This is a genomic window from Candidatus Margulisiibacteriota bacterium (assembly GCA_031268855.1).
GTDB lineage: Bacteria > Margulisbacteria > Termititenacia > Termititenacales > Termititenacaceae > Termititenax.
Genome location: JAIRWS010000045.1, coordinates 16,387 through 43,348 on the forward strand (window position 1 = coordinate 16,387; position 26,962 = coordinate 43,348).

Annotated in this window: 15 protein-coding genes; 1 reads left to right on the forward strand and 14 read right to left on the reverse strand. The window is 46.1% G+C overall.

Annotation, left to right across the window (positions count from 1 at the left end; translation table 11 throughout):
* Nucleotides 1-84 precede the first annotated feature (84 nt).
* Nucleotides 85-1,314 carry a sigma-54 dependent transcriptional regulator gene (locus tag LBJ25_02975; GenBank protein MDR1452920.1) on the forward strand — a complete coding sequence of 410 codons (1,230 nt, stop codon included), beginning with the start codon at nt 85-87 and terminating at the stop codon, nt 1,312-1,314.
* Nucleotides 1,315-1,351: 37 nt separating this feature from the next.
* Here the strand turns inward: LBJ25_02975 and LBJ25_02980 are convergent, their stop codons facing one another.
* The 14 genes from LBJ25_02980 to LBJ25_03045 all read right to left on the reverse strand — a co-directional run bounded on the left by LBJ25_02980 (nt 1,352) and on the right by LBJ25_03045 (nt 26,749).
* Nucleotides 1,352-1,600, reverse strand: a complete 249-nt coding sequence (locus LBJ25_02980; GenBank protein MDR1452921.1) for a hypothetical protein — start codon at nt 1,598-1,600, stop codon at nt 1,352-1,354.
* The gene (locus LBJ25_02985; GenBank protein ID MDR1452922.1) at nt 1,597-2,007 is read right to left on the reverse strand and encodes a prepilin-type N-terminal cleavage/methylation domain-containing protein; all 411 of its coding nucleotides are present in this window, start codon (nt 2,005-2,007) and stop codon (nt 1,597-1,599) included. The genes LBJ25_02980 and LBJ25_02985 overlap by 4 nt, the downstream gene beginning before the upstream one ends.
* Complete coding sequence (locus LBJ25_02990) at nt 2,000-2,470, reverse strand: prepilin peptidase (GenBank protein MDR1452923.1); 471 nt, start codon at nt 2,468-2,470, stop codon at nt 2,000-2,002. Before LBJ25_02990 ends, LBJ25_02985 begins: the two co-directional genes overlap by 8 nt.
* A gap of 3 nt (nt 2,471-2,473) precedes the next feature.
* Complete coding sequence (gene serA, locus LBJ25_02995) at nt 2,474-4,069, reverse strand: phosphoglycerate dehydrogenase (protein ID MDR1452924.1); 1,596 nt, start codon at nt 4,067-4,069, stop codon at nt 2,474-2,476.
* A 51-nt stretch (nt 4,070-4,120) separates the two neighbouring features.
* Complete coding sequence (locus LBJ25_03000) at nt 4,121-5,284, reverse strand: alanine--glyoxylate aminotransferase family protein (protein MDR1452925.1); 1,164 nt, start codon at nt 5,282-5,284, stop codon at nt 4,121-4,123.
* Between the two features lie 71 nt (nt 5,285-5,355).
* Nucleotides 5,356-5,802, reverse strand: coding sequence for a signal peptidase II (gene lspA / locus LBJ25_03005; protein ID MDR1452926.1), 447 nt, complete (start codon nt 5,800-5,802; stop codon nt 5,356-5,358).
* Nucleotides 5,802-6,116: a hypothetical protein gene (locus LBJ25_03010; protein MDR1452927.1), complete on the reverse strand. Its 315-nt coding sequence runs from the start codon at nt 6,114-6,116 to the stop codon at nt 5,802-5,804. Before LBJ25_03010 ends, lspA begins: the two co-directional genes overlap by 1 nt.
* Before the next feature lie 22 nt (nt 6,117-6,138).
* The gene (locus LBJ25_03015) at nt 6,139-7,410 is read right to left on the reverse strand and encodes a phosphoglycerate kinase (protein ID MDR1452928.1); all 1,272 of its coding nucleotides are present in this window, start codon (nt 7,408-7,410) and stop codon (nt 6,139-6,141) included.
* Nucleotides 7,411-7,448: 38 nt separating this feature from the next.
* Entirely contained in the window at nt 7,449-7,835 is a 387-nt protein-coding gene (locus LBJ25_03020; GenBank protein MDR1452929.1) for a hypothetical protein, read from the reverse strand.
* Between the two features lie 259 nt (nt 7,836-8,094).
* A complete protein-coding gene (locus LBJ25_03025) occupies nt 8,095-8,469 on the reverse strand; it encodes a copper resistance protein NlpE (GenBank protein ID MDR1452930.1) in 375 nt (124 codons plus the stop codon).
* Between the two features lie 130 nt (nt 8,470-8,599).
* Nucleotides 8,600-9,658: a hypothetical protein gene (locus tag LBJ25_03030; protein ID MDR1452931.1), complete on the reverse strand. Its 1,059-nt coding sequence runs from the start codon at nt 9,656-9,658 to the stop codon at nt 8,600-8,602.
* A 78-nt stretch (nt 9,659-9,736) separates the two neighbouring features.
* Nucleotides 9,737-12,034 (reverse strand): hypothetical protein, encoded by a 2,298-nt coding sequence (locus LBJ25_03035; GenBank protein MDR1452932.1) that lies wholly within the window; start codon nt 12,032-12,034, stop codon nt 9,737-9,739.
* Between the two features lie 100 nt (nt 12,035-12,134).
* Nucleotides 12,135-12,680: a hypothetical protein gene (locus LBJ25_03040; GenBank protein ID MDR1452933.1), complete on the reverse strand. Its 546-nt coding sequence runs from the start codon at nt 12,678-12,680 to the stop codon at nt 12,135-12,137.
* 140 nt (nt 12,681-12,820) lie between these two features.
* Nucleotides 12,821-26,749 (reverse strand): LysM peptidoglycan-binding domain-containing protein, encoded by a 13,929-nt coding sequence (locus LBJ25_03045; GenBank protein ID MDR1452934.1) that lies wholly within the window; start codon nt 26,747-26,749, stop codon nt 12,821-12,823.
* Nucleotides 26,750-26,962: the final 213 nt, after the last annotated feature.

The window sequence follows — 26,962 nt, forward strand, 5'->3', positions numbered from 1 at the left end:
TAAACCCTCCACAGTTAGTATGAGTGACATTTTACTACAAATTACCTTGATTTACACCCTGTTTTTTGGCTACAATGCCATTTCATGTATACCAAATACTGGTCAGAAACAAAAACGCCGGCGCTAAAGCCGATCGTGCTGGTAATTGACGATGACGCTGATCTGCGCCAGACCACCGGTTTGATGCTTGCCAAAAACTACACGGTGATCGAGGCCGGCAACGGAGCCGCCGGATTAGGTGAATTGAAAAAAACCGCTGTCGATGTGGTGCTCTGTGATATACGCATGCCAGATCTGAGCGGTCTGGATGTGCTGGAAAATATCAAAAAATCCCAGCCGCAGCTGGAAGTCATCATGCTCACCGCTGTCGGCGACGCCAAAACCGCGGTGCAGGCTTTGAAAAAGGGCGCTTTTGATTTTTTGGTCAAACCAGCCGAACCGGAACAACTGCTACACACCTGCGCGCAGGCCGTCAAAAAGAAAGACCTTGTTTTAAAAAACCTGGCGCTCGAAGCCGAACTCGAGCCGGTACGCGGCCCGCAGATCCTGGGCGAGAGCAAGGTCATGCAGGAGCTCTTCAAGAAAATCCAAAAAATCGCCAAAACCACGGCGGCGGCGCTCATCACCGGCGAGACCGGCACCGGCAAAGAGCTAGCGGCGCACGCCATCCACGCGCTGGGGCCGCGCGCCGCCAAACCTTTTATCGCGGTGAATTGCGGCGGCATACCAAACGAACTGCTGGAAACCGAACTTTTCGGCCATGAACGCGGGTCATTTACTTCGGCGGAGGAGCGCAAGTACGGCAAATTTGAGCTGGCGCAGGGCGGCACGATATTTCTCGACGAGATCGGCAACATGCCGCTGCTGATGCAGGCCAAAATGCTGCGTGTCCTGCAGGAAAAAGAACTGGAGCGCGTCGGCGGCGTCAAACCGATACCGCTCAATGTGCGGTTTATTTCCGCGACCAACGAAGATCTGCAGGCCTGCATCAAGGAGAAAAAATTCCGCGCGGATCTGTACCACCGGCTCAAAGTGGTGCCGCTGGAAATTCCGCCTTTGCGGGAACGCCAGGGTGACATTGCTTTACTGGCCGAGCATTTTTTGACACGCTACAACAAGCTTTACCACGGCAATTTCACCAAGATCAGTCCGGCGGCGCTGGATATTCTGGAAAAATATTCCTGGCCCGGCAATGTCCGCGAGCTGGAGCATCTCGTTCAGCGCGTCATCACTCTGGAAGAGGGTGACACCGTCTTGCCCGAGCATCTGCCGGAAGAATTTCAATCGGTAAAAAAGCCAAAAACCAAAAATTAATTTCCGCCAAACCCCGCAGCGGAACTGTTCCGGCCGTTTAATTGAGCCAGATAATTTTCTGCCCGCGCCAATCCAGCTCATATTTTTTCAGGCCGGAAAAATCGCTGACCCTGTCCGCCTGGTTTAACTCGCTGCGGTTGAGGATAATTTCCTTCTCTTGATAATACTCTGTCGCTTCACGCAGACCGCGCGCGTAGCCGCGCTGCCAGAGCAGAAAAAAACTGAAGAGCAGCGCCAAAATCCCCAGCACGATAATCAATTCCAAATACGAATAGGCGTGTTTCATTGCGGACTCCACGTGATCAAGCCGCTGCCGACAGTCACGGTCATTTTCGCGGCGGTCTGGCCGCGGCGGTAAAGATACAGCGTACCGGCAAAACGCGGATTGCCGTCAGCATTGAAGCCCAGACGCAGACTGGAAACCGTGAACGGTTTGGCCAGCGCAATTTCTTTTAAAACCCCGCGGCTGCTCTGCACGGTAAAGCCTTTTTCAAAAAACAACAGATCAATATCGCGCTGCCGCGTTACAGCCTCTTGTTTAGCCCAAAGCAAATATTCTTCAATGACGCCCTGCTGAAAACGCAGTTCGGCTTTTTGCCGATAATGCTCCAGTCCGGTCAAAGCCGCCGCGCCGATCAGCGCGATTATAAAAATCGTCAAACTCAACTCAACTAAAGTAAAGCCTTTACGCATAAAAACTCTCGTACATTTTCAGCAGCGCGCCGCCCCAGTATTCCACAATGACAAACGCCGCCATGATAAACGGCGCAAACGGCAGGACGGCGTCTTTACTGACCCTGCGGCTGGCCAGCAGCCCCAGCGCAACCAGCATACCGAGAAAAAATGACAGGAATAAAAACAAAATATACCGCGCTGGTTCGAAATACAAAGCCGTGCCGAAAAAAAGCAAAAAATCCGCGCCGCCAAAAACCGGCCGGCGGTAATGAAATTTTTCCAGGCCTTTGATCAGCAAAAACAAGGCCAGCCAGATCAGCAGGTTGCCGAAAAATAAGCCGTGATAATTTTCCTGAAAATACAGCAGAGCAAGAAAACCTAAAGAACAAAAATACGGCACTTCTTGGCGTTTAAGATCTGTATAGACCACCGCCCCAATAAAGCCAAACAAAAACAGTTTTGGCCAGAACGGCGCTAGCATGATTTAAAACTTCACAATGCGCGCCTTATCCAGCAGGCCGTCGATTTTGGAAATTTTGGCCAGCGTCGCGGCGTCAAGTTCATTGTCAATGTTGATCAGCATAATCGCTTTGCCGCCGATCTTTTCACGGCCAACCTGCAGTCCGGCAATATTGACCCTGGCTTCGCCAAGTATGCCGCCAAGCTGGCCGACCACGCCGGGTTTATCCTGATGGGAGAGCACTAGCAAAATGCCTTCCGGTATAGCCGACAGGGTGAAGCCGTCAACATTGATAATGCGCCCGCCGACCGAGGCAAACAATGAGCCGCAGATCGAGGCTTTGCCTTTTTTGGTGTTGACGACGATCTCTATTTCATTGGCGTAATCGTGGACTTTTTCCGTGCGCGCGCTTTTCACTGTGATATTTTTTTCTTTGGCGATCAGCGGCGCGTTGACAAAATTGACATGGCCTTCGGGGTTTACGGCTTCCAGAATGCCTTTCAATATAATAGTGGACAGCGGCGACGGATCGACAGCGGCGATCTCTCCTTTATAATTGATCTCCACTTCGGAAAAAGTGTCCTTGACCACCTGGCCGATAAAACGCCCCATTTTTTCCGCCAGACCGAGATAGGGCTTGACCGGCTCAAGCAGCGCGGGCTTCATGGTCGGAATATTGACCGGCGCGGAAGCGCTGCCGCCCTGCAAAACCGTAACGATCTGCTGCGCCACATCCACCGCCACATTGATCTGCGCTTCGGCTGTCGACGCGCCAAGATGCGGCACGGCCACCAAAGTCGGTAATTCCCGCGTCAGCAGCGGCGACTCGATCGCTTTTTTCTCATCTTCAAATACGTCAATGGCCGCGCCGGCCACCTGCCCGCTGGCCAGAGCGTCAGCCAGATCAGCCTCGACGATAATGCCGCCGCGCGCGCAGTTGACGATGCGCACACCTTTTTTCATCAGGGCAAATTTTTCCTTGTTAATGAGGCCTTTGGTCTCATTTGTCTTGGGTATATGCAAAGTGAGAAAATCCGCCTCCTGCAAAACCTCATCAAGTTTTTTTATCTCGATGCCGTGACTCTCGGCGTATTCTTTGGTCACAAAAGGATCATAGGCCGCGACTTTCATGCCCAGAGCCAGACAGCATTTGGCGACATGCGAGCCGATCTTGCCCAGCCCTACCACGCCGAGCGTCTTACCGTATAATTCCACGCCTTGAAACAGCGAGCGATCCCATTTGTGATTTTTGACCAGCGTGTCGTAAGCCTGCGGTATCTTGCGCGCCATAGACAGCATCATCGCCAGCGTATGCTCGGCGGCGGCGATCGTATTGCCCTCGGGAGAATTCACAACAATAATGCCCTGCTCGGTCGCGGACGGCAGGTCAATATTGTCCACGCCAACTCCGGCGCGGCCGATAATTTTGAGTTTCTGTCCGGCCTTGATAATTTTGGGCGTGACTTTGGTTTCGCTGCGCACGATCAGCGCGTCGTATTCGGGAATAATTTTAACCAGCTCGTCTTCGGGCAGACCGGTTTTGAGGTCGACTTGCAGGCCGGCTTTTTCAAAAACCGCAATGCCGTCTTTGGATAATTTATCGCTTGCTAAAACTTTCACTGCTCCGCACCTTCCCCGTACTGTTTCAACTTCACCAACAGCGCTCGAGGTTTATTTTTTGGCCAGAATATTCTGCGCGGCCTGCACGCCCTTGCCCCACTGAATGCCGGGCATACCCAGCTGGGACAACACTATTTCCAGACAGGCGATCACCGCCAGCACATCTTTGGGATCAATAAAACCCAGATGGCCGATGCGGAAAATCTGGCCTTTTAATTCGTCCTGACCGTTAGCCAGCGTGATACCCCAATCGTCTTTCATTTTTTTGCGGATCTCGTCAGCGTCTAACCCGTCCGGCGGATACACCGCGGTCACCGCGCGCGAAGCCGTGTTGTCGTTTTCGTTGAGCAGTTTCAAGCCCAGCGAGCGTAGCGCGGAACGCACCGCTTTCATCAGTCGCTCGTGCCGCCCCAGGATAGATTCCAGTCCTTCCGCCGTCAGCAGATCGACCGCCTCGACCAGCTGATAGATCAAACCGATCGCTGGCGTGTAGGGCGTCTGGCCTTCCGCCGCCTGCTTGAGCGCGGCTTTTAAACTTAGATAAAAATGCGGCAGATCGGAAGTTTCCAGAGCTTTTTTAGCTTTTTCCGAAACAGCCACGACAGCCAGCCCCGGCGGCAGCATGAAGGCTTTTTGCGAACCGGTAATGACCACGTCCAGCCCCCATTCGTCGATCTTGAGGTCAGAAGCCAAAAAACCGGAGATCGCGTCTACAATAATTAACGCGCCGTGAGCTTTGACGACTTTGGCTATCTCTTCGACATCGTTGAGCACGGCCGTCGAAGTTTCATTCATTTGAAAGAAAACGCCTTTGATCTTTTTCTCGGTGTCTTTGGCCAGCAGAGCCTTGACCGCCGATGGATCGACAGCCTGACCGTAAGCGTACTCCAGCGTTTCCACGTCGAGGCCGTAAGTTTTCGCCAGCTTGACCCAGCGTTTGCCGAAATTGCCGACGGACGCGATCAACGCCCTGTCGCCCCTGCAGAAACAGCTCGCCACCGCCGCTTCCATGCCGCCTGTGCCGGAAGCGGACAAAACCACCACATCATTTTTGGTCTGCAGGAGAACCTGCAATTTGGCGGTCAGATCCAGCATCAATTTTTTGAACGGGCCAGAACGATGGCTCATCATTTCTCTGGCGCCGGCCAAAGCCACCTGATTGGGCACGGGCGTCGGCCCGGGTATCATCAATAATTCGGAAACGTATTTCTTCATGCTCAGCCTCCTAAAAAGGTCTAAAAAATCGGCTCATATCCTAGCATTAAAGGGCGGCGCAAGCAAACGGCTCAGTTTTCTTTCTCCGCCGATTTCAGCAAATAGATAATCAGCAGCGCCGCGCCGATATCGATGAAAACATCCGCCAGATTAAAAGTCGGCCAGCGCGGCAGATTGATAAAATCAATCACATAGCCGTAAAAAATCCGGTCGATGAGATTGCCCAGCGCGCCGGCAAAAATAAAGATCAAGCCGTTGTACTGCAGCCGGCTGCGGCAGCGTTCTTTTTGCACATACCAGAGAATGACCAGCAGCACCAATGCCGCCAGCAAGATCAAAAACCAGCGCGCCGCCGGCAAAATGCCAAAAGCCGCGCCAGTATTTTCGCCATAAATTAATTTGAGCACGCCTGGCAGCAGCGTGATTTCCAGCCCGCTTTTTAGATAGATCAAGGCCAGCCTTTTAGCGGCAAAATCCAGCGCGGTCAAAAAAAATGAAGCGGTTAAAAAAAACAGCATTATTTAACCAGCGCCAGTAAAACGCCGATCAACCGGCTGAAAAGACCAGTCACCGAGCGAACTTCGTTGAAATTGGACAAAATCCAGGCAGCCACCACGATCATGATCAGCAGGCCAAAACCAAAAAACAAACCACCGCAGAAATTCCAGAGCAGATAACCAAAACCAAAAGAGCGGCGCTCTAAATTTTTGTCCAGTGTAAGTTTCGACGTTTTTTTCTCGCCGTTGAAAGCGCTGATCACGTCTTCTTTGCCGGAGACAGCTTCTAGAATACTTTTACGCAGCTCATTGCGGCGCTGTGGAGTGTCGCTCATAATTTAACCCAATCCTTTATTTTTATTTGTTTTGCAGCGCGGCAATGCCGGGCAGTTCCCGGCCTTCCAAAAATTCCAAACTCGCGCCGCCGCCAGTGGAAATATGCGACATTCTGGCAGCCAGACCGGATTTATTGACCGCCGACACAGAGTCGCCGCCGCCGATAATCGTCAAAGCGCCGCTTTCCGCCACGGCTTTGGCCACCGCAAAAGTGCCTTTGGCGAAATTAGGAAATTCAAAAACACCCAGCGGACCGTTCCAGACCACGGTTTGCGCGCCCTGAAGCGCGGCGGTGATCCGGGCGGCGGTCTGCGGCCCAATATCCAGACCTTCCATATCCGCCGGTATCTCTGTGCAGCTCACCACCCGGCTCGGCGCGTCATTGGCAAAATCAGCGGCGACCACAGTGTCTACCGGCAAAAGCAATCTCACATTTTGGGCTTTGGCGTCGGCCATGATCTTTTGAGCGGTGCCGATCTGCTCATCCTCGCACAAAGATTTGCCGACCTCGTAGCCCAGCGCTTTAAAAAAAGTATAAGCCATGCCGCCACCGATAACCAGCGTGTCAACTTTGGTCAGGAGATTTTGCAGCACAGCGATCTTAGAGCCGACTTTCGCGCCACCGATGATCGCAACATACGGCCGCGCGGGGTTGTCTACGGCCTTGGTCAGATAGGTGATCTCTTTTTCCATAAGCAGTCCGGCCACAGCCGGCAAATAATGCGTGATGGTTTCCGTCGAAGCGTGCGCGCGGTGCGCCGTGCCGAACGCGTCATTGACGTACAGGTCGCCGTATTTGGCCAGTTCTTTGGCCATGACCTCGCGCTCGCCCGCCTCTTTGCTTGTTTCTTCAGGGTGAAAACGGGTGTTCTCCAGCATCAGTATCCCGCCATCCGGCAGGGCTTTGACCAGAGCGTCCGTCTCCACGCCAAAAGCCGCGGGCGCCAGCTGCACCGGCCGTCCCAGTAATTTGGCTAAATGCTCCGCCACCGGCCGCATTTTATGTTTGCCCGCGCTGAAAGCTTTTTCGTCAAACGGCTTACCTTCTTTTTCCGCTTTTTCCCTGGCTTTTTTAAGGTCTTTTTTCGGATCACCGAGATGCGACATCAGCACCAGCGACTTGACGCCGTTGTCCAGCAAATATTTAATAGTCGGCAGCGCCGCCTGAATGCGCGTGTCATCCTGTATCACGCCGTCTTGCAGCGGCACATTGAAATCGACCCGCGCCAAAATTCTTTGGCCGGCCAGCTCATTTTTGCTCAAGTCTCTTACGGATTTTTTATTGTGCACCAAAAACTCCTCGCTTTGCTGTTCCAATAATAACACCCGTTTTAGACTTTTTTCAATGCGCCGCTTTCCGATATAATTTTTTCTCTGGCTTGCCAATCTATCGGCAGCAGTCTGCCGTCTTCAGCAATATGATAATACACATTAGAGCCGCGGCCAATTTCGATAACATCACCGCGGTAAACTACCCGGCCTTCATCGCTGATAGAATCAACATCGTCGTTGTCTAAATAAAATATTTTCAGTTTATATCTTTCGCCGTTGATCGCTAAAGTCAGCGCAATATTTTTGTTATACTTGCAGTACATTCGTCCCGTGTAAACACCATCACACATGGGTTGACGGACAGCCTTGGTAACACTGAACCAGAATACCAATCCAGCCAGCAAAACAACCAGCATACCCCCAAATAATTTTTTATTTATCGTCATAGTTTTGCCTCCTTTCATAACTTCGTTCGTAATTTTGCTAAATATTCGTCTTACCTCCTCTCAAATAGTTGTGAGTTTTTCATGCTAACATTTCAGATACAAAATTAGCAATACGGGGATTACTTTTGAGTAAGTTCCCTTGCCTCGGAAAGCCAGGATTTATTAACAGGGCAATAGGATTATCAATATATAATGGGTTTTTATTCAGGATACACCGGGTCTGCTGGCGCAAGCCCGGCGTATTTAAACTGCGCGCACGTTATTGCCAGATTTCGTAAAGCGAATAATCCAGCTTTGATCTAATTCTTTTGCCCTGCGGGTCCAGCAGACGCAGCTCCTGGCTGCTGCGCGTCTCATACAAAGAATCGCCGATCTGCAAAACATTTTTGCGGACATAGACGAGCCGGCCCTGGGTCACGGTTGGAACTTTTTGCTTATTGACAAACTTGGCGCTCAAAGTATATTCGCCGTTTTTAATGTTGAGCGTCGTGGCAATGCCGCTGTCGTCCGCCGCCGGCAACACGCCGAAAAACACACCCACAGCATCCTGCTCAAGATTTTTGGCAAAATCCGCTTTGCAGCCCGTCAAAAAAACCAAAGCTAGAAGACAAAACAAAACCTTTCGTATAAACATAAGAAGCACCTCCTTTCCAGTCTAAGTATTATAACTCTTGGGAGGAGGGAATTACAAATCAGCTGCCGCCCACCGGCCCGTCGCTGGCGCTTAACCTCTTCGGCAGGGAGAAACAAAGAAATATTTTGTTTTATAGTTTATTAAGCCTCTCTGACAAATCATTTATAATGCTTCTCATTTTCCCTTTTACAGCTTCAGGAAAGTTAAAATTTTCATAAAACCATTGAGCTTTTTCAGAATATTTTATGGCAATTTCCAGATATTCTTTACATCTACTTATTTCTTTCACTACTAAATACTTGTAATGCTTAGCAAGAACTTCATATAAATAGGGATTATCTGGATCGTATCCCAGCACTGTATTAATCTGCGCTACCCCATTCTTAATCTCTTCTAATGACTTCTCTTTTAGCAGCTCATCATGCTGTAACCCTACCGAATCCGCCAATAGTGCCCAAAAGTCAACTTTACGGCTATAAAACTTATTTTTATGCAACGCGCCCGGCACACCGTATTCTGTAGTGGGTTCCTTTATTTCCTCTCCGGCTACAGCAAAACAATGCACGCCTATTTCATTATCTTTTTTTGTCCAAGCAAGATAAAGTTCGGTGTGTTCTCTCAAGACAGACATGACCAGATAAAAAAGCAACGCTAACGGCTTGCAATCTGCTTGTTTATAGTATCCTGAATTGTCAAAGGTTGCGCCAGTTAATATTCGATGACAAAGTCCGGTAAAAGTTCTATTTTTAATATCATATTTTTCAATATATTCTTTCCGTTTTCCCATAAGAATACTATTATGATCCGCTAAGGTCATTCGTCCGTTTAAACGTCCTAAAACTTCAAAAACCACCTTAGCCTTTGGCTTGTTCGGATTCTTGGCAATAACTATTTCACAATTAATTTTCGCTAACTCAAGCACGTCCAGACAATTCACTACAGTCAGCCAATCTTTGGCTCCATCTGTTAACGCAAAAGCAACCACTACCGCTGAAGCATGTCCGATTTCTTTTTCTAAAATCGCAATAAATTGCCGAAATTTTTTTTCACCATATTCACTAAGAGAAAAATCACTCAAATATAATCCTTGTTCCTGGGCAATTTTTTTGACCACAGCTATCTGGTTTATTATTGCTGTATTGAATATCTCCCGCAAATGTTCATCTTCGGCAACGTTTTTCAAATACATACCTGGTACCTCTACAAAGATATCGTCGGTTTTTAAGAAAAGTTGCGGGCTTTTCTTGGGGTATTCTTTAGTATTCTTTTAAGAATAGGCTTCAATCAAAGCCTCGAGAAAATCGCGGTCTATCGTCCACTGCAGCATAAATTCAGCAGGGCGCAGATCTTGATTGACGCGCCAGACGGCCTGCGAGGTATTCCAGTCCATGTAGCCGCGCTTGAGCGGGATGAAAACTTCCAGCAAAGCGTCATTCTCCAGTGGAGAAAACTCCACACTTTTGATCTTTTCCGCTAATTTGCGGCCGTCCAGAAAAGTGATCGTTTGTAGCAACTCTTCCACCATCGGTTTGGCCGCCGGATATTTGCCGTTGACACACAAAATATCGATCTCTGGATACATTTCGGACTCCAATTGATCGCGCAGGGATTCCAGCTCATTTTTGATATATTGTTTACGCTCCTCGGTACCGGCTTCGGGATTATAATACTCGCCGATCAGCATGCCGGACTTGATCGAGCCGTAGCCGCTTTTGAGGAGCATTTCCTGCAAAGCCGCGATAAAGGGGTCTTTTTCACCGTCATAACTGATCGATATCTCATAGGGTTTGTTATGCATAATTTCCGTAAATCTGGCCTGTACTTTTTCCTGCACGGTTTCCGGCATTTTCATCGCCGAGCAGGCCACGCGCACTGCCGCCGCGCTGTCCACTTCCGGCAAAAGCTGTATCAGCCCGATTTCTCTGGCACGGTCTACAATGTATTTCCGCAGAGAGTTTTTATATTTTTCTTCCTGACCTTTGGTAATTACTTTAAGTATCATTTGTTCCAGCGCAGAGGCTTCTTCATCTTGAGCCGCGCGAAACTGTTCCCAGCCAGTTTTGGAAAACTGCTTAAGATAGGCCACAATATTGATCCAAAACGGAGGATATAGATACAGCTCTTCCAGCGGCTTAGCGTTTCTACTATTCTGGTAAAGTTTATATACTTCTTTTTCTAGCATCTTATAGTTCGCTTTATGAATACCAATCTCATACACGGCTGTATAGATAATATTTAAAAGCTTAGTCAATAAAGCTTTGTATCTTTTCTGCAAGAAAGCGTAAATTTGATCTTTTTCTCTGCCTAACCGTTCAAAATCTACGGAACCATCTGTTTTAATAAAATACAGAGCTAAACCTACTAACACATTACTCATCAAGCTCATAAACTCTTCTGTTTCATCAACAAACCAATTATCGGATATATAGACATATAAATCCCGTGAAGCTCGTTGAGTGTCCTTATCAGCTAATTCTGCAAAACGGGTAAACGCGCCCTTACGTGCGTCCCGCGCCGGCGCCCAATCCGCCAAGGCCTCAATTAAAACAGTGCCCACTCCTTCTCCCTCTGGAAAATTATTCCGAAAAGCATTATGAATCGGCTCCATATCTATAAAAGACACATGGTGCCCCATCTCGTGCCAGAGTATTCCGTCAATCATTTCCTCAATAAATAGTTCTTTAATATTCAGTACATCTGCAGTTTTCCGCGCACCGTAAAAAGTTAATGCTTTTTCTTTAATACCTTCGCGCAGCGCGGAATTCACATGATGCAGCGCGTGTTTGCGTTCGGCTTTGGACTGGTCAAAGAATTTCTGCCATTTGTTAAAGAAGATAACCTCGCAGGCCTCACGGCGAATCATAGTTATATCTTTATAAACCTCTGCCGCCACGGACAAAACAAACTGTGGAGAACGGATATATTCTTTTTGGATGATACAAGCTTTATTTCCTAGTAAATCTTTCTCGTCTACTTCGCCAAAAATGTAACGCAGGCCGTATGGCCTGCTATGGGTATAAAACAAATAATAATCAACATCCAGCAAATCCAGAAAATCATTGATATAAGCAAAATCAATATTCGGATATTTACGGCCAAAAATATCCAATGCGTATTCTTTACGAACATAATTTAAATAAGCGTCGCCCGATTTACTGCCCTGCCGTTTGTCGCATTCGTCTAAGATTCTGCGGAAACGATCGGCATCAAATTGTGTGACCTCACGGTTATTGGGAATATTCAAAATATTCCGGCAAAAAGAAATGGAAACTCTTTGCTCCCCCATAGGGCCAAAGTCTTTGCGTTTGTCCATGGATAAATAAATCAGCAAGGCTAGCTCTTTTAACTCCCGGTAAAGATATTCTTTGACAAATTCTCGAATAGAATGAAGTTCTTCTGCTTGTTTATCGGGTTGTTTAATTCTTTTAGCAACCAGTTTCGTTAATTGTCTATCTTCTAAAGAACGCGCGTCATCCTGAAGCGCGGCGCCGTATTTGACGCTAAACTGCTCATGCAGTTTTTTTAACTCGTTATCCGTCGATTTGCTGTATATAGATATTTCCACTAAGAACCCCTGAGTAATTTTAACACATTTAAATTTAAACAAAAGAAAGGGTGTCTTAAAAAGACACCCTTTAAAAAAAAGCCCTTAAACTTCTACAAAATCAGTTAGGGTCTGCAACAGTACCTGCTGCGTCAGTCTCCACCTTATCTGCCATTGCCGCGGCGCTTGCAACATGGGCTTCTAAATCAACGCCAGCGAGCGGGTTGACGGCTGTTTCGTTGCGGACTTCTTGGGTAGCAACGGCTTCGCCGCTGGTAACCCTAAAACCACTACTACGGGTAGCAACCGCTCTTTCAGCCTCTATAAATCCCGCTTGCTCACGCCATGTTTTTACTGTATCAGCAGACGGAATCGGATCGCCAACACCTATAATCACATTATAGTTTTTCAGCGCGACTAGTCCAAAACGTCCTAACTCTGTGTTATTGAGCATGCCATCTTGATTAACCAAGCTGCTAACATCCTTGCCTTCTTTTTCTAAAGCATCTAACAAAGCGATTACCTTAGCTTGGTTCTCAGTTGCCAGCGCTACTTGACCAAGAACATTCAACGCGTTAGCCGCAATTCCAACATTCGCGCTTATCCGGGCAAACGAAGCAAACCTCGCTGCCACATCTAAAAATTTTACAAATCCTTCTATTGCCATGATCTTTCTCCTTTATTTTTTATTTTTATTCTAAAACAAAATATATTGACTAACTAAAGTACTTCACCTCCGTTTAAATTAAAAATACTTTTTTTATCTTCATAATTATATCGTAAGTAACTCAAAATTGTTTCATTTTTTTAGCTCTGGCCAGCGGGCAGTTTTAAGGCTTGTCCGGGGTGTATTATATAAGGTTCGCTAATATTATTAAGGCGAGCTATATCCTGCCAGCGCAAGCCAAACTTCTGGCCAATCCTAGACAGATTATCGCCGCTAACCACTGTGTACGTTTCCGGTCTTTCGATCGAAACCACAGTACGTACCCCATCTACATAAAGCAGCAGATTATCCAAAAGCGTCTGGAGATAATCGGCGCAAGCAGACTGCTCTTCTTTGCCCGAATTTCGTAAACCAGCAACGGTCTGCTCTAAATGCCGTTTATTTGGATCGACAAAACGCATCCTAGAACTCACACAAGTTTGCACAAACTGGCGGGCAGGTTCGCCCATAGTTAAAAGCAAAGTCTGCATCAGCAGTGGCGAACGGATAACCAGAGACTCTATTTTCCAACGATAAGCCGGATTATCCACATATACCGCATAAAGACTGCCGGCCAGCTCTTGCACAGCTTCTGCGGATAGGCTGTCTGTTTTTTGTAGCAGCCAGCTTATAGACAATCCATAATCATCTCTATGTGCCATGATTTCATTTACGGTCGCTATATTGTTCAACACCAAAAAGGCATCAAAGTCCTCTTCATGATAAGGAAATCGATTTTCATTGCGTTGTGCTATTGTCAAACGATTAAATTGTAAATTATTCCTGCTCGGCTTTTTGCCTTCCGCGAGCATAACCACACACTCAGCTAGCTGCCCGCTAAAAGATGTCCCTATTATTGTTCTCACAATATCAGCTTTATTAGCAGAAACTAAATCAAACTGCTGAATTTGCCGCAAAATGCCGACTAGCTGCAGTGTATCCACAGCCGCCGTTCCGCAAACTGTATTTATGGCGCTAACTAAATCTTTATAAGCCAAATACACTTTTGTTATATCAGGCGGCTGGCCGAGATCTGTATAACCCAATCCTTTAAGCATATCTATTGTTTCGTTGGTATGCATTGCGGCATAATTTTTCTGAAAATATTGATAATCCAGCAAAACGTTTATGACCTCTGCGGCTTCCGCGTTTTCTGGTATCAAGCGCAGGGCAATCATCTGGCTGCGAATTTTATTATAGTTATTGAGATCAGCCTGCCCGGGATTAAAAGAAGTTTCTTCCAGCGTAAACCGGCTGGCTATTGGGGTTTGGTTTCTGAGAAATTGAAAAGCAGACCTGATTAACTCTTTGTTTTGCTGTTCTCCGGCATCATTTGCGAAACCCATGACAGAAAGCAAATAGTCTGAATCCGAATAAATATTGTTTAATAAATCTTTAGTCGTGTTAAATTTAGCAGATCTGCTCAAAACTGCCGACTGTTCTGCAGGAATCACACTACCGTTTAACGGCTCTTTAGCTCTGGCCGCAGCCTGCGCCGGAGTATCCGCTTGTTTCACTTCTATCGCGGCTTGATTGAGTATTCGAGGCGGAAGCATATCCAATGGAATATAAACAGGCTGATTAGACTGCAATACGCTATCTATATTTAACCCATTTGTGTACAAAAATACATTTATTATTTCCGCTCTCTGCTCTTCCGGTACAGAAAAACCTCTCAAAAACAATTGCTCAATATAATTCACCGCTTTCATTCCAGCCTGCTCTGGACTGACCATGCATCTTACTGAATAGCTGCGCAGAGTCCCTATCCTGTTTATATCATTAATCATTGCCCTATTAAGTATCGTGTTATCAATAAAATATTCCGTTGACATATTGACGCCGCCGCTCAGCCGCGCGGCAAAACCAATCTCACCATTTAGATATTTACGTATATTTTCCCTTTGAGCCGCTTTGTTAGCGCCGCTCCAATGAATAATTAAGGCAGAAATTATTTCTAGCATTTTCTTAGCTTCTGTTCTTCTTTTAGTTTCTTCATCGTTAAATTTCGCCAATTCATTCCTGTCAGCGGCAATTTCCGGCGGAGGAGTCGGCAGAGCAGAGTTAGCGAAAGCTGTCCAGGCATCTCTGCGGCTGGTGTTGCCGTCAATACATTCCAGCGCAATCAAAGTGCTCTCCATAAACAGCGCGGCGTTATCCGAGCCAGCTCTGGACAAACTCCAGTTGTCGCCAAGCTCGGCCATAGCCTGTGTATCCGTTGCCACAGAAAAAGTTCCCGACTGGCTCAATCTAAAATCAAAAAACTCTTGCAGCCGCTGGTTTGGATCGAGTCCTAATACATCCAATCCGTAAGAAACGTTTGTTCCCAAAAAGCCCACTGGCAAACGGCCAACTAAAATATTTCCAAAAAAATCCGCCAGCTCTCTTTGAGACAAGGGCGGATTAGCGCGAAGTTTTTCATCTGTTTGTTTTCTAATTTCCGCTAAAATAGCGTCGTTAGCATAGGACCTGCTATTGATTGTCGGGGATTGACTTCTTTCCAGAATCGCCCACGTCATAAAGCTATTAAACAATTCATTATTCGCGGCAAAAAGACCTACAGGCTGCTCTGTCCGTAGCAAATCCTTCATCGTCGGTTTTTGATTGGTAGAATTTAGTGGGTCAAGAGTATGCGGAATTTGCACTCTAGCACAACGCAATGTATTGGCGTCTACCGTAACGCCATATTTTGCCATATTTCTAATAAATGCCGCATCGCTCGGCGCTTCAGTCCTGCCATGTGGGACCAGTTTTAACCACGCGGACCTGGCATAATCTCGGCCAATACCAGGAATGATATTGGTCAGAAAATACCGATATTCATTTTTAGTTAAACTAGCAAAAGGGCGCACGGACTCCGAGCTGCCAGCTACTGTATCTGTTAAAAATCCTGCGCTGCCGACAGCTAATTGCGGATATTTAGCGCCAAAAAGCCGCATGGCATTGGACATTACAAATTCAAAAAATTTGGCTTTGCTCTGGACGCCTTCTGTTCCGGTGGTGACCACAGCATTGTCGCCGTCCTGCCCAAACATAGTAAGAGTGCCGACCAAATTCACCGTATCGCTGATTATCGGAACAGTATTATAAAAATTCCGCTGCGCATTTATATCGCCGCTACGCAAGGCGGCTATAAAATCTTCCCACATAGCGTCAAATGTTTCTTTGTCTGTCCAGCTTCTGACCACAAACCCTTCAACTATTTCCTGACGCTGGATATTTGGCACCATAGCGCACAAAGTTTCTCGTATGTCCGCCAAAAAACCCATATCCTCAAACCATCTGGCCACTTCAAATTGCATCGGACGGACACCTTTAGAATATTTGATATCAAAAAACCTCCGCATCGTCATGGAACGATCCAGCGAGGCATAAATATTAGCCTGCATATCTTTTTCTAATGTGCGCGGCGCAAAAGCAGCCTCGGCAGAGCTGGCCAGCCAATTACCAACTTGCAGTCCCATCATAATCTGTCCGGCTACAGGCAATACTTTGCCGGTGTAACCCAGCAGTTTTGGCACAGTGTAAGTCAAGGAACGTATCAGCACCACACCGCTGGCAGTATGCATGGCATTGCGTGTTACTGTCGTTTTAAAGTTTAAAGAATCAAAATTACGATTGACCTCCTCCAGCGTTAAGGCTGGCGGCGGGGCAATGCCAAGCTCTTGATTTCTTGTTCTTTCTTCATCTATATCTTTAAAAGCTTTATTTCTGTTGGGTTCAAAATAAACTTTATCCATCACATAACCCAGTCCCATTACTGCTCCAACACCAGCAAAAGACCGCAAAAGGGATACAAGTTTCATCACGCCTTTGGACAACGGAGAAGGAATAATAGCCGACATTATCATACCGGGTATTTCAAAAGCCAGATTGGCAAGGCCTTCCGACATACAGGCTAATGACAGCTCCGCCTGAAATTTCATTTGTTCATAGGGATCAGTGCTGGCTGCTCTAGCCAGACATTCTGGATTATTGATCGCTTTCAGCGGACCTTCCATAAAATAACCGCCCAGGAACAAAGCCGGAAAAGCAACCGCCAGATAACTGGCATAGCCTTTAGCATTTTTTCCCAGCGATTCTTTGAGGATTTTTAATTTGCCGCTCTCCTTATCCCGGAAAAGCAGCGCGCCTAATTCTGCCGGTTTTACAATGGCGTTCCCACCCAGCAAGTGATTGACCACGCTCAAAGAAATATCCGTAGCCAGATCATCGCGGATAGAACACATAACACCGAAACCAGTATTGTCCGGTATACCGATCAGCCAGTTCGCCACACGCCGTTCAAACTCTCCTTCTTCAAGAGAAGAATTCCCCGCCCATTCTCCATTTGGCCTGATAAACGTGTTAAATGCCGACAGCGCTAATCCCAATATAAAAGCGCCTTGCGCGGCATCGATGCGTCCCACAGCTTTGCTATAAAACTGACCCAATTTTCCCCTAAGATCCGGGCTCAATCTATCCAAATGCCGCTCTGCTATTTCTCTATGCAGGCGTTCGTATTCATCTTTCGCCGCCTGCAGATCACTAGCATATTTGTCCTTGACCGCCTGGCCGGCTGTTTCAGCTGGTTTATTGTTCTCCAGCAAGGTAATCCTTTCCAGTAGCAAAGCCATAGCGGGAGATAAAACCGCTTGATTTAAACTTCTCAATGTTTCCGCATCGCTGGCATTGACATCTCTAATCAAGTTCCGAATCTGATTCGTAACATCTTCTATTTCAGGATTTACACCTGCTGTTCTTTGACCAGGAACTTCTACGCGCAATATTTCCGCCGTGTCAGGGCGAATTTCTACATTCAGCGGCCCCACAACATCAATGGCTGTCCGTCCTGCCAAAAGAAAATCGCTGGGATCATTTGATTTAGCATAGTTCGTCTCCAGCGTAATTAATTTCCAGCCGTCCGCCGCTCTGTAAAGAACATCCATGCGTCCATTAGTGATGTCCACTTCGCTGGCGCTTTCTCCGCCCGGGTGAATATGCGCTAAACGTCCGCCTATGGCATCGGCTATATTTTTGAACGCAGGTAGCGCCACACAGCTGTCTTTCCACTCTAAAGCCTGCAAGTCTTTAATAGCTGCATCGCTCAAATTTCTAAAAAGAGCGTCCACTCTCTCACCATAAAAGCCAATAATTGTGGTTTTTACCGCCTCAGCCGGATGCTCGGCGGCCTGCGCGGCTCTAAGCGTAGTATATAGATCGGCCATTGTTCTGCCTTGAGGGAAATCAATTTCTCCAAGTTTCAATACTTTGCTGGCTTCCGGCTCGATAACGCGTTCTAATTGTTTATTTTTGTCATAAATCAAAATTACCGGAAGCTCTGTATTAGGATTTTTACGCGCTATTCCGTCCAGCTGAGAATTTCTGGCAGGAGGAACATCAGCCGGATTTGACGCGGCATTTCTATTAACATCCGCCGTATCCACATTGTTATACGCCCGCCAGGCTTCTTCTTCTGAAGAAAATCTCAGCTCGCGCCCATCCGCCGTGCTTAAAACGAAAACATCCCGATACTGCCTGCTTGCGACACGATCTCCCAAACGGCGCATACCGGCCGGAATAGGATTATCTTGCCTGCCGTGCACAGTCAAATTTCCATCGAAATTATATTTAGTAGTTCTTTGACCGCGTCGCACTCCCAACGCGCCAGCTTCTTTATTACCAATCAAATTATGATAAAAGGCGTTTAGAATTTCTTGACAATTACGCAAATACAGATCGAGAGCTGAGAGAGACCGCGCGTCTTGTTCGGCGCCTGATTCGTCCCCGGCAATACGGCTGGTTCCTCTTTCCTGCCGAAGTTTCAAGTAATTATCGCCCGCTTCTTCCAGCGCCGCTATATAGGCCCGCACATTGGCTCCGGTAACGCCCAGCGTGCCCAGATGGTCTAATCCTTCTCTAGGAACAATGTAACCATGCGCGTCAAAATATTTACTATTCACAAAATTTATATACTCATTATAAGACACCGGTATTTTTTCCGCGCCGAGTTTCAGATCTAACAATCTGGCTGTCTCCATCCGCAAAAAAGCTTCCCGGGGATTTACGCTTTCATTAAAAATATTTTTAGCCCTGGCCAGCATCTCCGCAGGAATAGCTTTACCGAATTTAGCCGAATAGGCTTCGCTGACTATCCGGCCAAATTCTTCCGCCGAAGCAGGCATTTTATCCAGCGGCAAATCCAGACGAGTTAAATCGCGCAGTTCGGATTGAAGATAGCTTTCTCTGGTAACTGTGGAGCTTTGTTCATAAATTCCTTTGCTCAACATTTCACGGATATCCTGCAAGCCCCTGTCCGCCGTAAAAGAATTATTTAACATACTAGCCATTCTGCGGACGATTTCTTGTCGTTCAATAACCTGCCGTGTCATTTCATCAGGCTGTATATTATTGATTCCACTTTGATTGATATGGCTCATTGCTGCTCTGGCGATTGAAGACACCAAGCCAAGCTCTGTTCTGCTCCAAAGATGCTGCAAAGCCGCGACTTCGTCCGCAGTTAAACGTTGTCCGTCCGGCACAGACGGCGCGCTCATCTTGGCCAGCTCAGTTTGGAATTTCTCTACAAACTCATATTTTGCATCATTCGGCGCGGCGCCATCCATAAAAAGGTCGCTGATTTTTTCCCATTGCATATTTCCGCCGGTGTATGTCTTTATGGTGTCACGCAGAGCCGTAGAATCAACTTCTGCCGTATAGCGGTCTCCATTGCGCGGCTTCGGCAACACGTCAGGCGAAATACCAACTCTTTTATAAAGGTCATCTGTAATACTCGACAAAACATAAACGCTGCCTCCGGCTGAAGCGCGGTCTACACGGTTCAAAGCTTGAATATAATCCGCCAATCCGCCAGCCGGTTTTTCATACATAATCATATCAAAGGCTTTTATCTCAAAAGTTTCCGTCTTACTTAGATCTCTCTGTCCAAACTCTTGAGCGTTTAGTTTTGACAATCCTTCTTGTTCGGCGCCGTCTCTTACCATTTCCAGACCGGCCAGCGATTCGGCCAGTTTTAGCTTGGCCTCCGCATCTTTAGTTTTATTATATTCACTCCGCGTATCAGCTATTAGCTTGTTTATGGTTTCTACGAGTGTCAGCGTTGAATTTCTGGGATTAGCCAGCACATCCTTTACTAATTGCGCCGCTTCGTTATAACTTTTGGCCGGAGACCAATCCACGCCTCTGCCGCCTAGATTGGTCATCAACACAATCGCGCCCGCTTGTCTGGTCTTTCTAACTATAGCGCGCAGGGTTTTTGGATCTGCATCATGATCATATATGTATATTCCGTTCTTCTCTAATGTTTCTAGACCTTTCTGACTTATTTCTTCTATTCCTTTTTTATTTTTGGTTATTGCCTCCGGGCAAATCATTCTGACAATTTCAATTATTTTTTTCGGATCGGGACAATATACACCCATTGAATTAGCGTTAGTTGCCGTTCTATAAGTATTAATTAGTCTCTGAAATTCTGCATCTCTAGCCTCTCTTGTGGCAAAAACTTCATCATAAACATCCATTCGCGCTTCGGCGATTTTATTTACAGCCACTACATTTTTGTTATAAGGATCGTATGATGCGCCCGTTATTGACGCCGTGCCGGAAGCTCCAGCAAAATTTCCGTTAGAACTAATATAACGCAGCATAGTACTGACCAGCATAGAATCAGAATCCGACCGTGACACCACAAACAAACCAGCTTTATCAATTAAGTTCGGGTGTCCATCTGGGGCCAGTTCTCTGGCTTCCAGCGCGCCCTGTAGTCCGCCGAAAAATTCAAAACCCCACTCGCGGTTGTACCGGCTGCCGAAATTTGCTTCATCGGTATACTTGCTCAATAATACTATGCCAGTCTGGCGGGTCTGTTGGTCAACATCAACTTTATAATCTGTGCCGTAACGCATATCATTGCGCACGCGCAAACTATGCACCAGCTGGGTTTCCACCAGAAAACGAAATTCCTCCATAGATAAAGCTGTTATGCCTTTTTTAGCGTTATATTTACCCAGCACTTTAGTGTCCAGCTCATTAGCCTTAATAAGCTCCGGCAAACGATTAGTAACAAAATCCGCCCATTTAGTAGCGTCCTCGACTTCCAAACGTCCGGCTAAATTAAGTTTTAGACCGCACTCGTTTAATTTTAAACCCTGCACAATCTTATCAATAGTAGTGCAGAAAAGGGCTTGCAAGGCAGACGGTTTGCCGGAAATTTGCGATATTTTGTAAGGAGTCATCGCTTGTTTGGCGGTCAACACATCTATCTCATCGACAGAGAAGAACAATTTACTCATATCGCCAAAAACAGTTTTTAGTCCCATCAGTTCCGCGCTGCGGTCGGACAGCAGTTGAAAACCCAGAGAACGGTTTGACATATAGACAAAATCGCTTTTGGCAAAGGCATCCGCAGCATTGGCGGCGTTTCTATTGTCAAAATTAAAATGCTGAACCTTTACATCATAGCCAAGCATAACCTTAAAATAACCGCCGTGCTTCAGCACATCAGCTCTGCCATCTGACGCTAAAATCTCGCTGGATGTAACGATAATTGCTTTCTGGCCGGAGAAAATTTTTAACATGCCAGCCATCTGCAAAATAATTGTCTTGCCTTCGCCGCAGGGAGCGTCCAAAATCTTGCCGTTGTTGATAACCAGCATACCAAGCGTCTGCATATTATTGACCCTGAATCCTATTTCAGATCCCACTAAAATACCTGCTGGGTTTTTACCGGGACCGGCTTTATACATAATGTAATCGTCTAACGTGCGGGAAGGATTTTTGGCAAAAAACTCGTCCATGTCGCTTATATCTACTTTAAATCTACTCCGCAGATCCACCGTGCCGTTCCTGTTTTTACTCCATTCAGCATTTAGATCAGAACGCCAGTAAGCCTCTCTAGACAACGCGATAAATTCCGCAATGCGCACCTGATCAGCAGGGTCATTAAAATCCGGAGGCCTCCGGCCGATCTCTGTTCTAATTCGCTCTACTGCGTCTAATAACTCGCCGTTATTCATTTTGGCAAAACCAGGAACGACTCTTTCCTGCGTAACACCATTTATCTCATAAGTAATTCGCCCGCCCAGTTCATATACACCCACATTTCTGTTGGTTTGCGCATATTCTGACTTCTCTAATTGATAACGGTTTAGATTGGATTGAAAAGTTTCCATAACATTGAAAGTGCTAAGCGCGTCCCCTGAAAAATCCAGAACGCGCGTAGAATTTGTCTGCTGAAATTCCAAATTGGCCGGACGCAAGTAAGTTTCTATGGCCTGCCCTTTTATCACTTCAAAAATTTCTTGCAGCTCTTTAGGAAAACCCTGCAAAACTCCAGAATCGTTCATCGACACCACATAATGCTTCCCGCCAAAATCAAAATGTAACCCTGGTTTTGTTGCCGCCGACGCGCCACCGTGAATGATCTTAACGTCGCTGGCTCCCTTGTTCTTTAAATTTGTAACAAAAGCCATCGTTGTGGTCGGAGCGGATTCAGTCAAAGCTCTAATATAGGAATCTGTTACCGCTCTCTGCAAATCAATCTGTGGGTCAGTTTTAATCTGTTTATCCAACCCATCAAAGAAAAGCCTGGCTCTTATCGGATTAGTGTCGCCGCCCAAATCGTTATACACTTTTTGCCAATCATATTTGGCTTCTGTCAGGGCAGCGCGCGCCTGTTCTGGTGGCTCATAAACCGCTGGCTGCTTTGGAAAAAAATTCTCCACTCTTGCAGCAGCTTCATTAACAACTGTCTGCGCGCGCATAGTGTCATTGGTTTGAACAGCCTCGATAAAATCTCGTCCCATAACCAGGTTTAAAGCCGAAGTATCTGCATTGGGCAAACCAGAGGAGGCCCGCCATTCAAATATCGTCCGTCCCAGAGAAGGATCTATTTCTATCGAGGATAATAAAGCTGTGCGGCCATTTTCTTCCACCTGCCAGAGACCGCCTTCGACTTTTTTGAAACGCGCGTCGCCTGAATTTTCCAGATACGCCGGTAGCATCTCGCCGAATAATTGCAGTGTGACTTCGTTTCCTGCCAGACGGTAAGCGTCAGTATTCCGGAGGAGCTCTGCCGCGGTGCTTTTTTCCGCGTCATCAAGATTGGTTTCTGCATATTGATATAGGTCATTTAATGTCTTGATCTGTTCCAAGCCCAGACGGCTGCTATAATTATCTCCCAAACGGTTTTTCACGCCGCTTATTACATCCCTTATATTCACTTCTATATTGGTATAAAATTTTCCAGTGGCTGGATTTTGCGAAAAAGACACCCGTCCAGGCGTTTCCAGCACAGGCAGACTTTGATAACGCCCGCGCGGGTTAACTACAGCTGCATTGACTGTCTTATTAGACAAACGAAATGGCACATAGAAAGCAGCTAAAAAATTCCTGCCGATTGCATGAAGTCCATATTTCACAACACTCAGTTTATATTTCCAGTTGGGAATGCTGGAGCCGTCCGGTGCCAATGTAGAGGGCATAGGGATTGGATTTTTAGACTCTACCGTATAAGACCTTCTAAAAAGTCTGCCGATAAGCGGTATTTGCGCAAGCAAGCGATGCTGCGGGCGAAGCTGCGTATAGGCTCCGTCCGTAAAGGCTTCAGTATTGCCATTGAGGCTATTCACAATTTCCCGTGAGGCGGCGGCCAGTCCTTCCGGCGTTTTTAACCAATTTCGGCGTTCTCTATTAGCAAAAATCCCATAGTTATTTCTTGTTTTGACCAATAGATACTCTAAATCAACATTGCCGTACAAACCTTTTAGATAATTACCAATGATGGTTTTAGCCGCTCCCATGCTTCTGGCTTCCACTTCAATATCGCGGCCGTCAACCATAAAAACAAATTTGCTGTTTTTGCCAACTACCGGAAGCGATTTTAGAACTATAGCACTGCGCTGAATGGAACTAGCCGTTATTTTTGTAAGCATATTTATATAAAAAACCGCGAATACATAATTGGAAATCGCGTCGGCAAGACCAGCTCCAATTGCTCCATTCTGAAACTCTTGCCTCGTCTCCATTGTCATCATGACAAACATATCGGGCGCATTCCAGGGCAAAAGCATACTCAAGGTATTCATAATTGTATTGAACGCTTCCTCGCGCTTAGCCGGATCTCCTGATTGCAGTATCTCCAAAGCCGATTTCAAAATGCCAGCCATTGCGGCAAAAGGTGATGCTAAATTTGACAATGACGTTAATCCGAAATCTTTAAGATGATTCCTATCATTTTGAACTAATTTAACTTTCTGCGCCGACTGATCAGAAATATATTCATGTACTTCCAGATTTGAAACGCCAAGCTCGTCAGCTAGATAAATACCAGGAGTCCGAGAAGCATCTGCGCGTTTTGCCAAATAATTTATATACTCCGCATATTCTTCATCGCCGGCCGTGCCGGCGGCTATAGCAAACATTGTATCGGCTGACTGCACTGGATAAAATTCGGTGAAAAAACTTTCCAGCCATTTAGCTTGAGCGTTTTGTTTTATCCAAGCATCCTCATCTTGTATAAGTTGTTCTTTTTCCCCATCATATCGTCCCTCGAAATCAATTTGAGCGGCATTCCACGCTTTAGCTCGCGTCTCATGTGCCTCTCCTTCTTTTATATAGTGTGCGCTTTCCTCTCTATACCTGTCTCTGTCCAGTAATAATTTTCGTATCATCTCAAAAAACTCTTCACAAGCAAAACCATAAGATTCTTTAGCCTCTAATTCAGCATCACTTACAAATTTGTCATCTAGAGAAATTTTCTCGTCATCTATAATAATGTCATCCAGAATTCGATATCCTCCGCGTTCTTTATCATAGATAAAAAAATTATAAAAATCGGCCAACGCTTTAGCCCCATCGGCAATGCCATACCTATCCTCAATATCAGCCACAACATCCGGGCTTTGTTCCCTTATCTGCGCCGTGAGCATATTGTAATAATAGTCATAACTGTCCGTTCCAATTGGTGGTAAAACTTTTATTGGTTCGGGCACTTCCAATGTAAAAGGTTCTGGCTTATCATTTATATGGGCTTGGTACTCTTCGCTATTGACTAAATCAGTTGGCGTAGCTTCTCCTGTGTAAACAAAATCAGTCGGTATTCCCATGTTTTCCAACAGGAGCTTAATAGTAAGCGCATATTTAGTTAGTCCGCCTGGATTATTGACATCCTTAATATTATTGGCTGTTATAAAAAGTCCCAATGCTATCTGCGCATTCTGGCTGCCGGGATTATAAAGAGCCTCGTTTTCGGCGGCCGTACGCAGAACGTACAATTGTTTATAAAAGTCCAGATCAAATCCTGGCACTCCGCGCATTCTGGCTTCCACAGAGGCGACATCCATGTTAAATTGCCTTTCGTTTCCGGGCGCATTTTCCTCTGTATCTATCAGCAATATGCCTTCCGAGAATCTAATCATTCCCATCTCGACAATAGCTGTTTGGTCGTCTTCAACTTTAATACTTACCGATGTCCATTCCTTCCAGGCTATTTGTTTCAAAACCTGTTTTTGTTCATCAGTAAGTTTTCCGTTGTCCCAAATATCCGAACCCAAATCAGCGGGTTCCGGCAAATGGTAATTGCTCTGCACAGCAAGAACATCCATTTTCAAATTATCGTCAGCTAATTCACCTTTTGTCGCCAGATATTCACACAAATAGGCTTTGAATAAAGTCAGCGGGCGCGGATCTGTGGTCTTGCCCAAATGACCGGTCGAAAAATCTGTTCCGGCAAAGTATTTATCATATACAAATTGAGTTAAGGCGTATAAATACCCTCTGGTTTTTTTTAATTGAGAGTACTTTTCATTCTCAAATAATTCCCGATCCTCCGTCGAAAAAGCTTTCTCTAACGCTGTGTAATCAAAAACAGGCTTGGCCGTATTACCGACTGTTTTAAAATCATTCCAGAATTTACTATCCTGCGGTTCGCCTAATATTGCTTGAAAAAACAATCCGTCTATTTTGGGTTCATAGACAGTACTCCTAGCTGTTTCAGATAAAGCACTGACTGTATTTTCAGTTTGCCGCAAACCTGGAATATTCGGGAGATCAGCCGACGAGGAATGTAGTGTGGAATATTTTAATCCGAGAAGTCTGAACTCTGAATTATTTATCATACTTAGATTGCGCAGATAAACCCATTGCCTTACAACAATCTCCTGTTTCCGCAGAACATCCATTGCTTCAACTATTTCCTGCGGATATGAACCGTCTGCCGCAGGATAAATATTAAAACCATTGGTGTGATAATTTTGTCCTGGTTCGCTTTTTAAGTAATTACTGGCCGCTTCCAATTTTGCCCGCTCTTCAGCAGAAAATGTATTTGCGTAAGCTGCGCCATTTAATAAAGTGTCCAAAAATACTGTGGAGATGGAATCATTGCCTATTTCTGTCAGCACTACCGTTTTAGCCTCTTCACTCGTCGCATTGCGGTATACTTCCGCCAAAATTAAACCTTTGAGATAAACCAACGGATATTTTTGATAAAGTTCAGGCGGAGCAACTACCATTTCAGACAAAACACTCATAGTTGCTTCATGGCTGTAACCAACATCCAGCACTTTTCCTTGAGAACTTCTTATTATTGCTGGATTTTGCCTCGTTACTACAATCATCCCTTCCGGCAGCTCCGCTAAACTTTCCACAAAAGCCCGAACAACTTCCGGCGTAACCTGCGCGTAAACAAACGCTTCTTTGATATAATCACTGTTGCTAACAAAAGCTTCAGCAAAATCCCGCAGCAGCCGGATAGTGCTAATATCCCTGTCTCCGGCTAAAAACCTTACAGCGGCTTTATCTTCAGCGCCGACAGCATCGCTCGGACGGCTGGCTCCCTGATTGTGGCTGGTTTCCATTGCTTCCGCCATACCCAAAATATACTTCTGCACGTTGGACAGACTTTCATTAAGTAGAGCAAAAATCTCGTCATTGATTTTATCCAAACCGACGTTTTGAATATTTTTACCGTTGGCGGTTAATAATTCCTGCGCAAACCAAACAAGCTCCGCATTATGAAAATCATTTTTCTGCAATAAAGCTCTTACTAAAATTGCGTTTTCCAAGGGACTAATTTCTTGACCATTATTAAGTTTGGCAACAATTTGCGCTTGCACAACAGAGCCGGATAACAACGTATTTAAAACTCGTTCATATCTGGGCTTTTCTGCGGCAGAGATTTTGCCGTCATTAGCAAATCCATTTATAGTTAAATCATACCGCGGCACCCTCAAATCTGACATAAAAAT

What these genes read in the sequence shown, in the direction of transcription:
- LBJ25_03020 (MDR1452929.1), bottom strand. Translation starts at nt 7,835, where the DNA reads ATGACGATAAATAAAAAATTATTTGGGGGTATGCTGGTTGTTTTGCTG.
- LBJ25_02980 (MDR1452921.1), bottom strand. Translation starts at nt 1,600, where the DNA reads ATGAAACACGCCTATTCGTATTTGGAATTGATTATCGTGCTGGGGATT.
- lspA (MDR1452926.1), bottom strand. Translation starts at nt 5,802, where the DNA reads ATGCTGTTTTTTTTAACCGCTTCATTTTTTTTGACCGCGCTGGATTTT.
- LBJ25_02975 (MDR1452920.1), top strand. Translation starts at nt 85, where the DNA reads ATGTATACCAAATACTGGTCAGAAACAAAAACGCCGGCGCTAAAGCCG.
- LBJ25_02990 (MDR1452923.1), bottom strand. Translation starts at nt 2,470, where the DNA reads ATGCTAGCGCCGTTCTGGCCAAAACTGTTTTTGTTTGGCTTTATTGGG.
- LBJ25_02985 (MDR1452922.1), bottom strand. Translation starts at nt 2,007, where the DNA reads ATGCGTAAAGGCTTTACTTTAGTTGAGTTGAGTTTGACGATTTTTATA.
- LBJ25_03025 (MDR1452930.1), bottom strand. Translation starts at nt 8,469, where the DNA reads ATGTTTATACGAAAGGTTTTGTTTTGTCTTCTAGCTTTGGTTTTTTTG.
- LBJ25_03030 (MDR1452931.1), bottom strand. Translation starts at nt 9,658, where the DNA reads ATGTATTTGAAAAACGTTGCCGAAGATGAACATTTGCGGGAGATATTC.
- LBJ25_03040 (MDR1452933.1), bottom strand. Translation starts at nt 12,680, where the DNA reads ATGGCAATAGAAGGATTTGTAAAATTTTTAGATGTGGCAGCGAGGTTT.
- LBJ25_03010 (MDR1452927.1), bottom strand. Translation starts at nt 6,116, where the DNA reads ATGAGCGACACTCCACAGCGCCGCAATGAGCTGCGTAAAAGTATTCTA.
- LBJ25_03000 (MDR1452925.1), bottom strand. Translation starts at nt 5,284, where the DNA reads ATGAAGAAATACGTTTCCGAATTATTGATGATACCCGGGCCGACGCCC.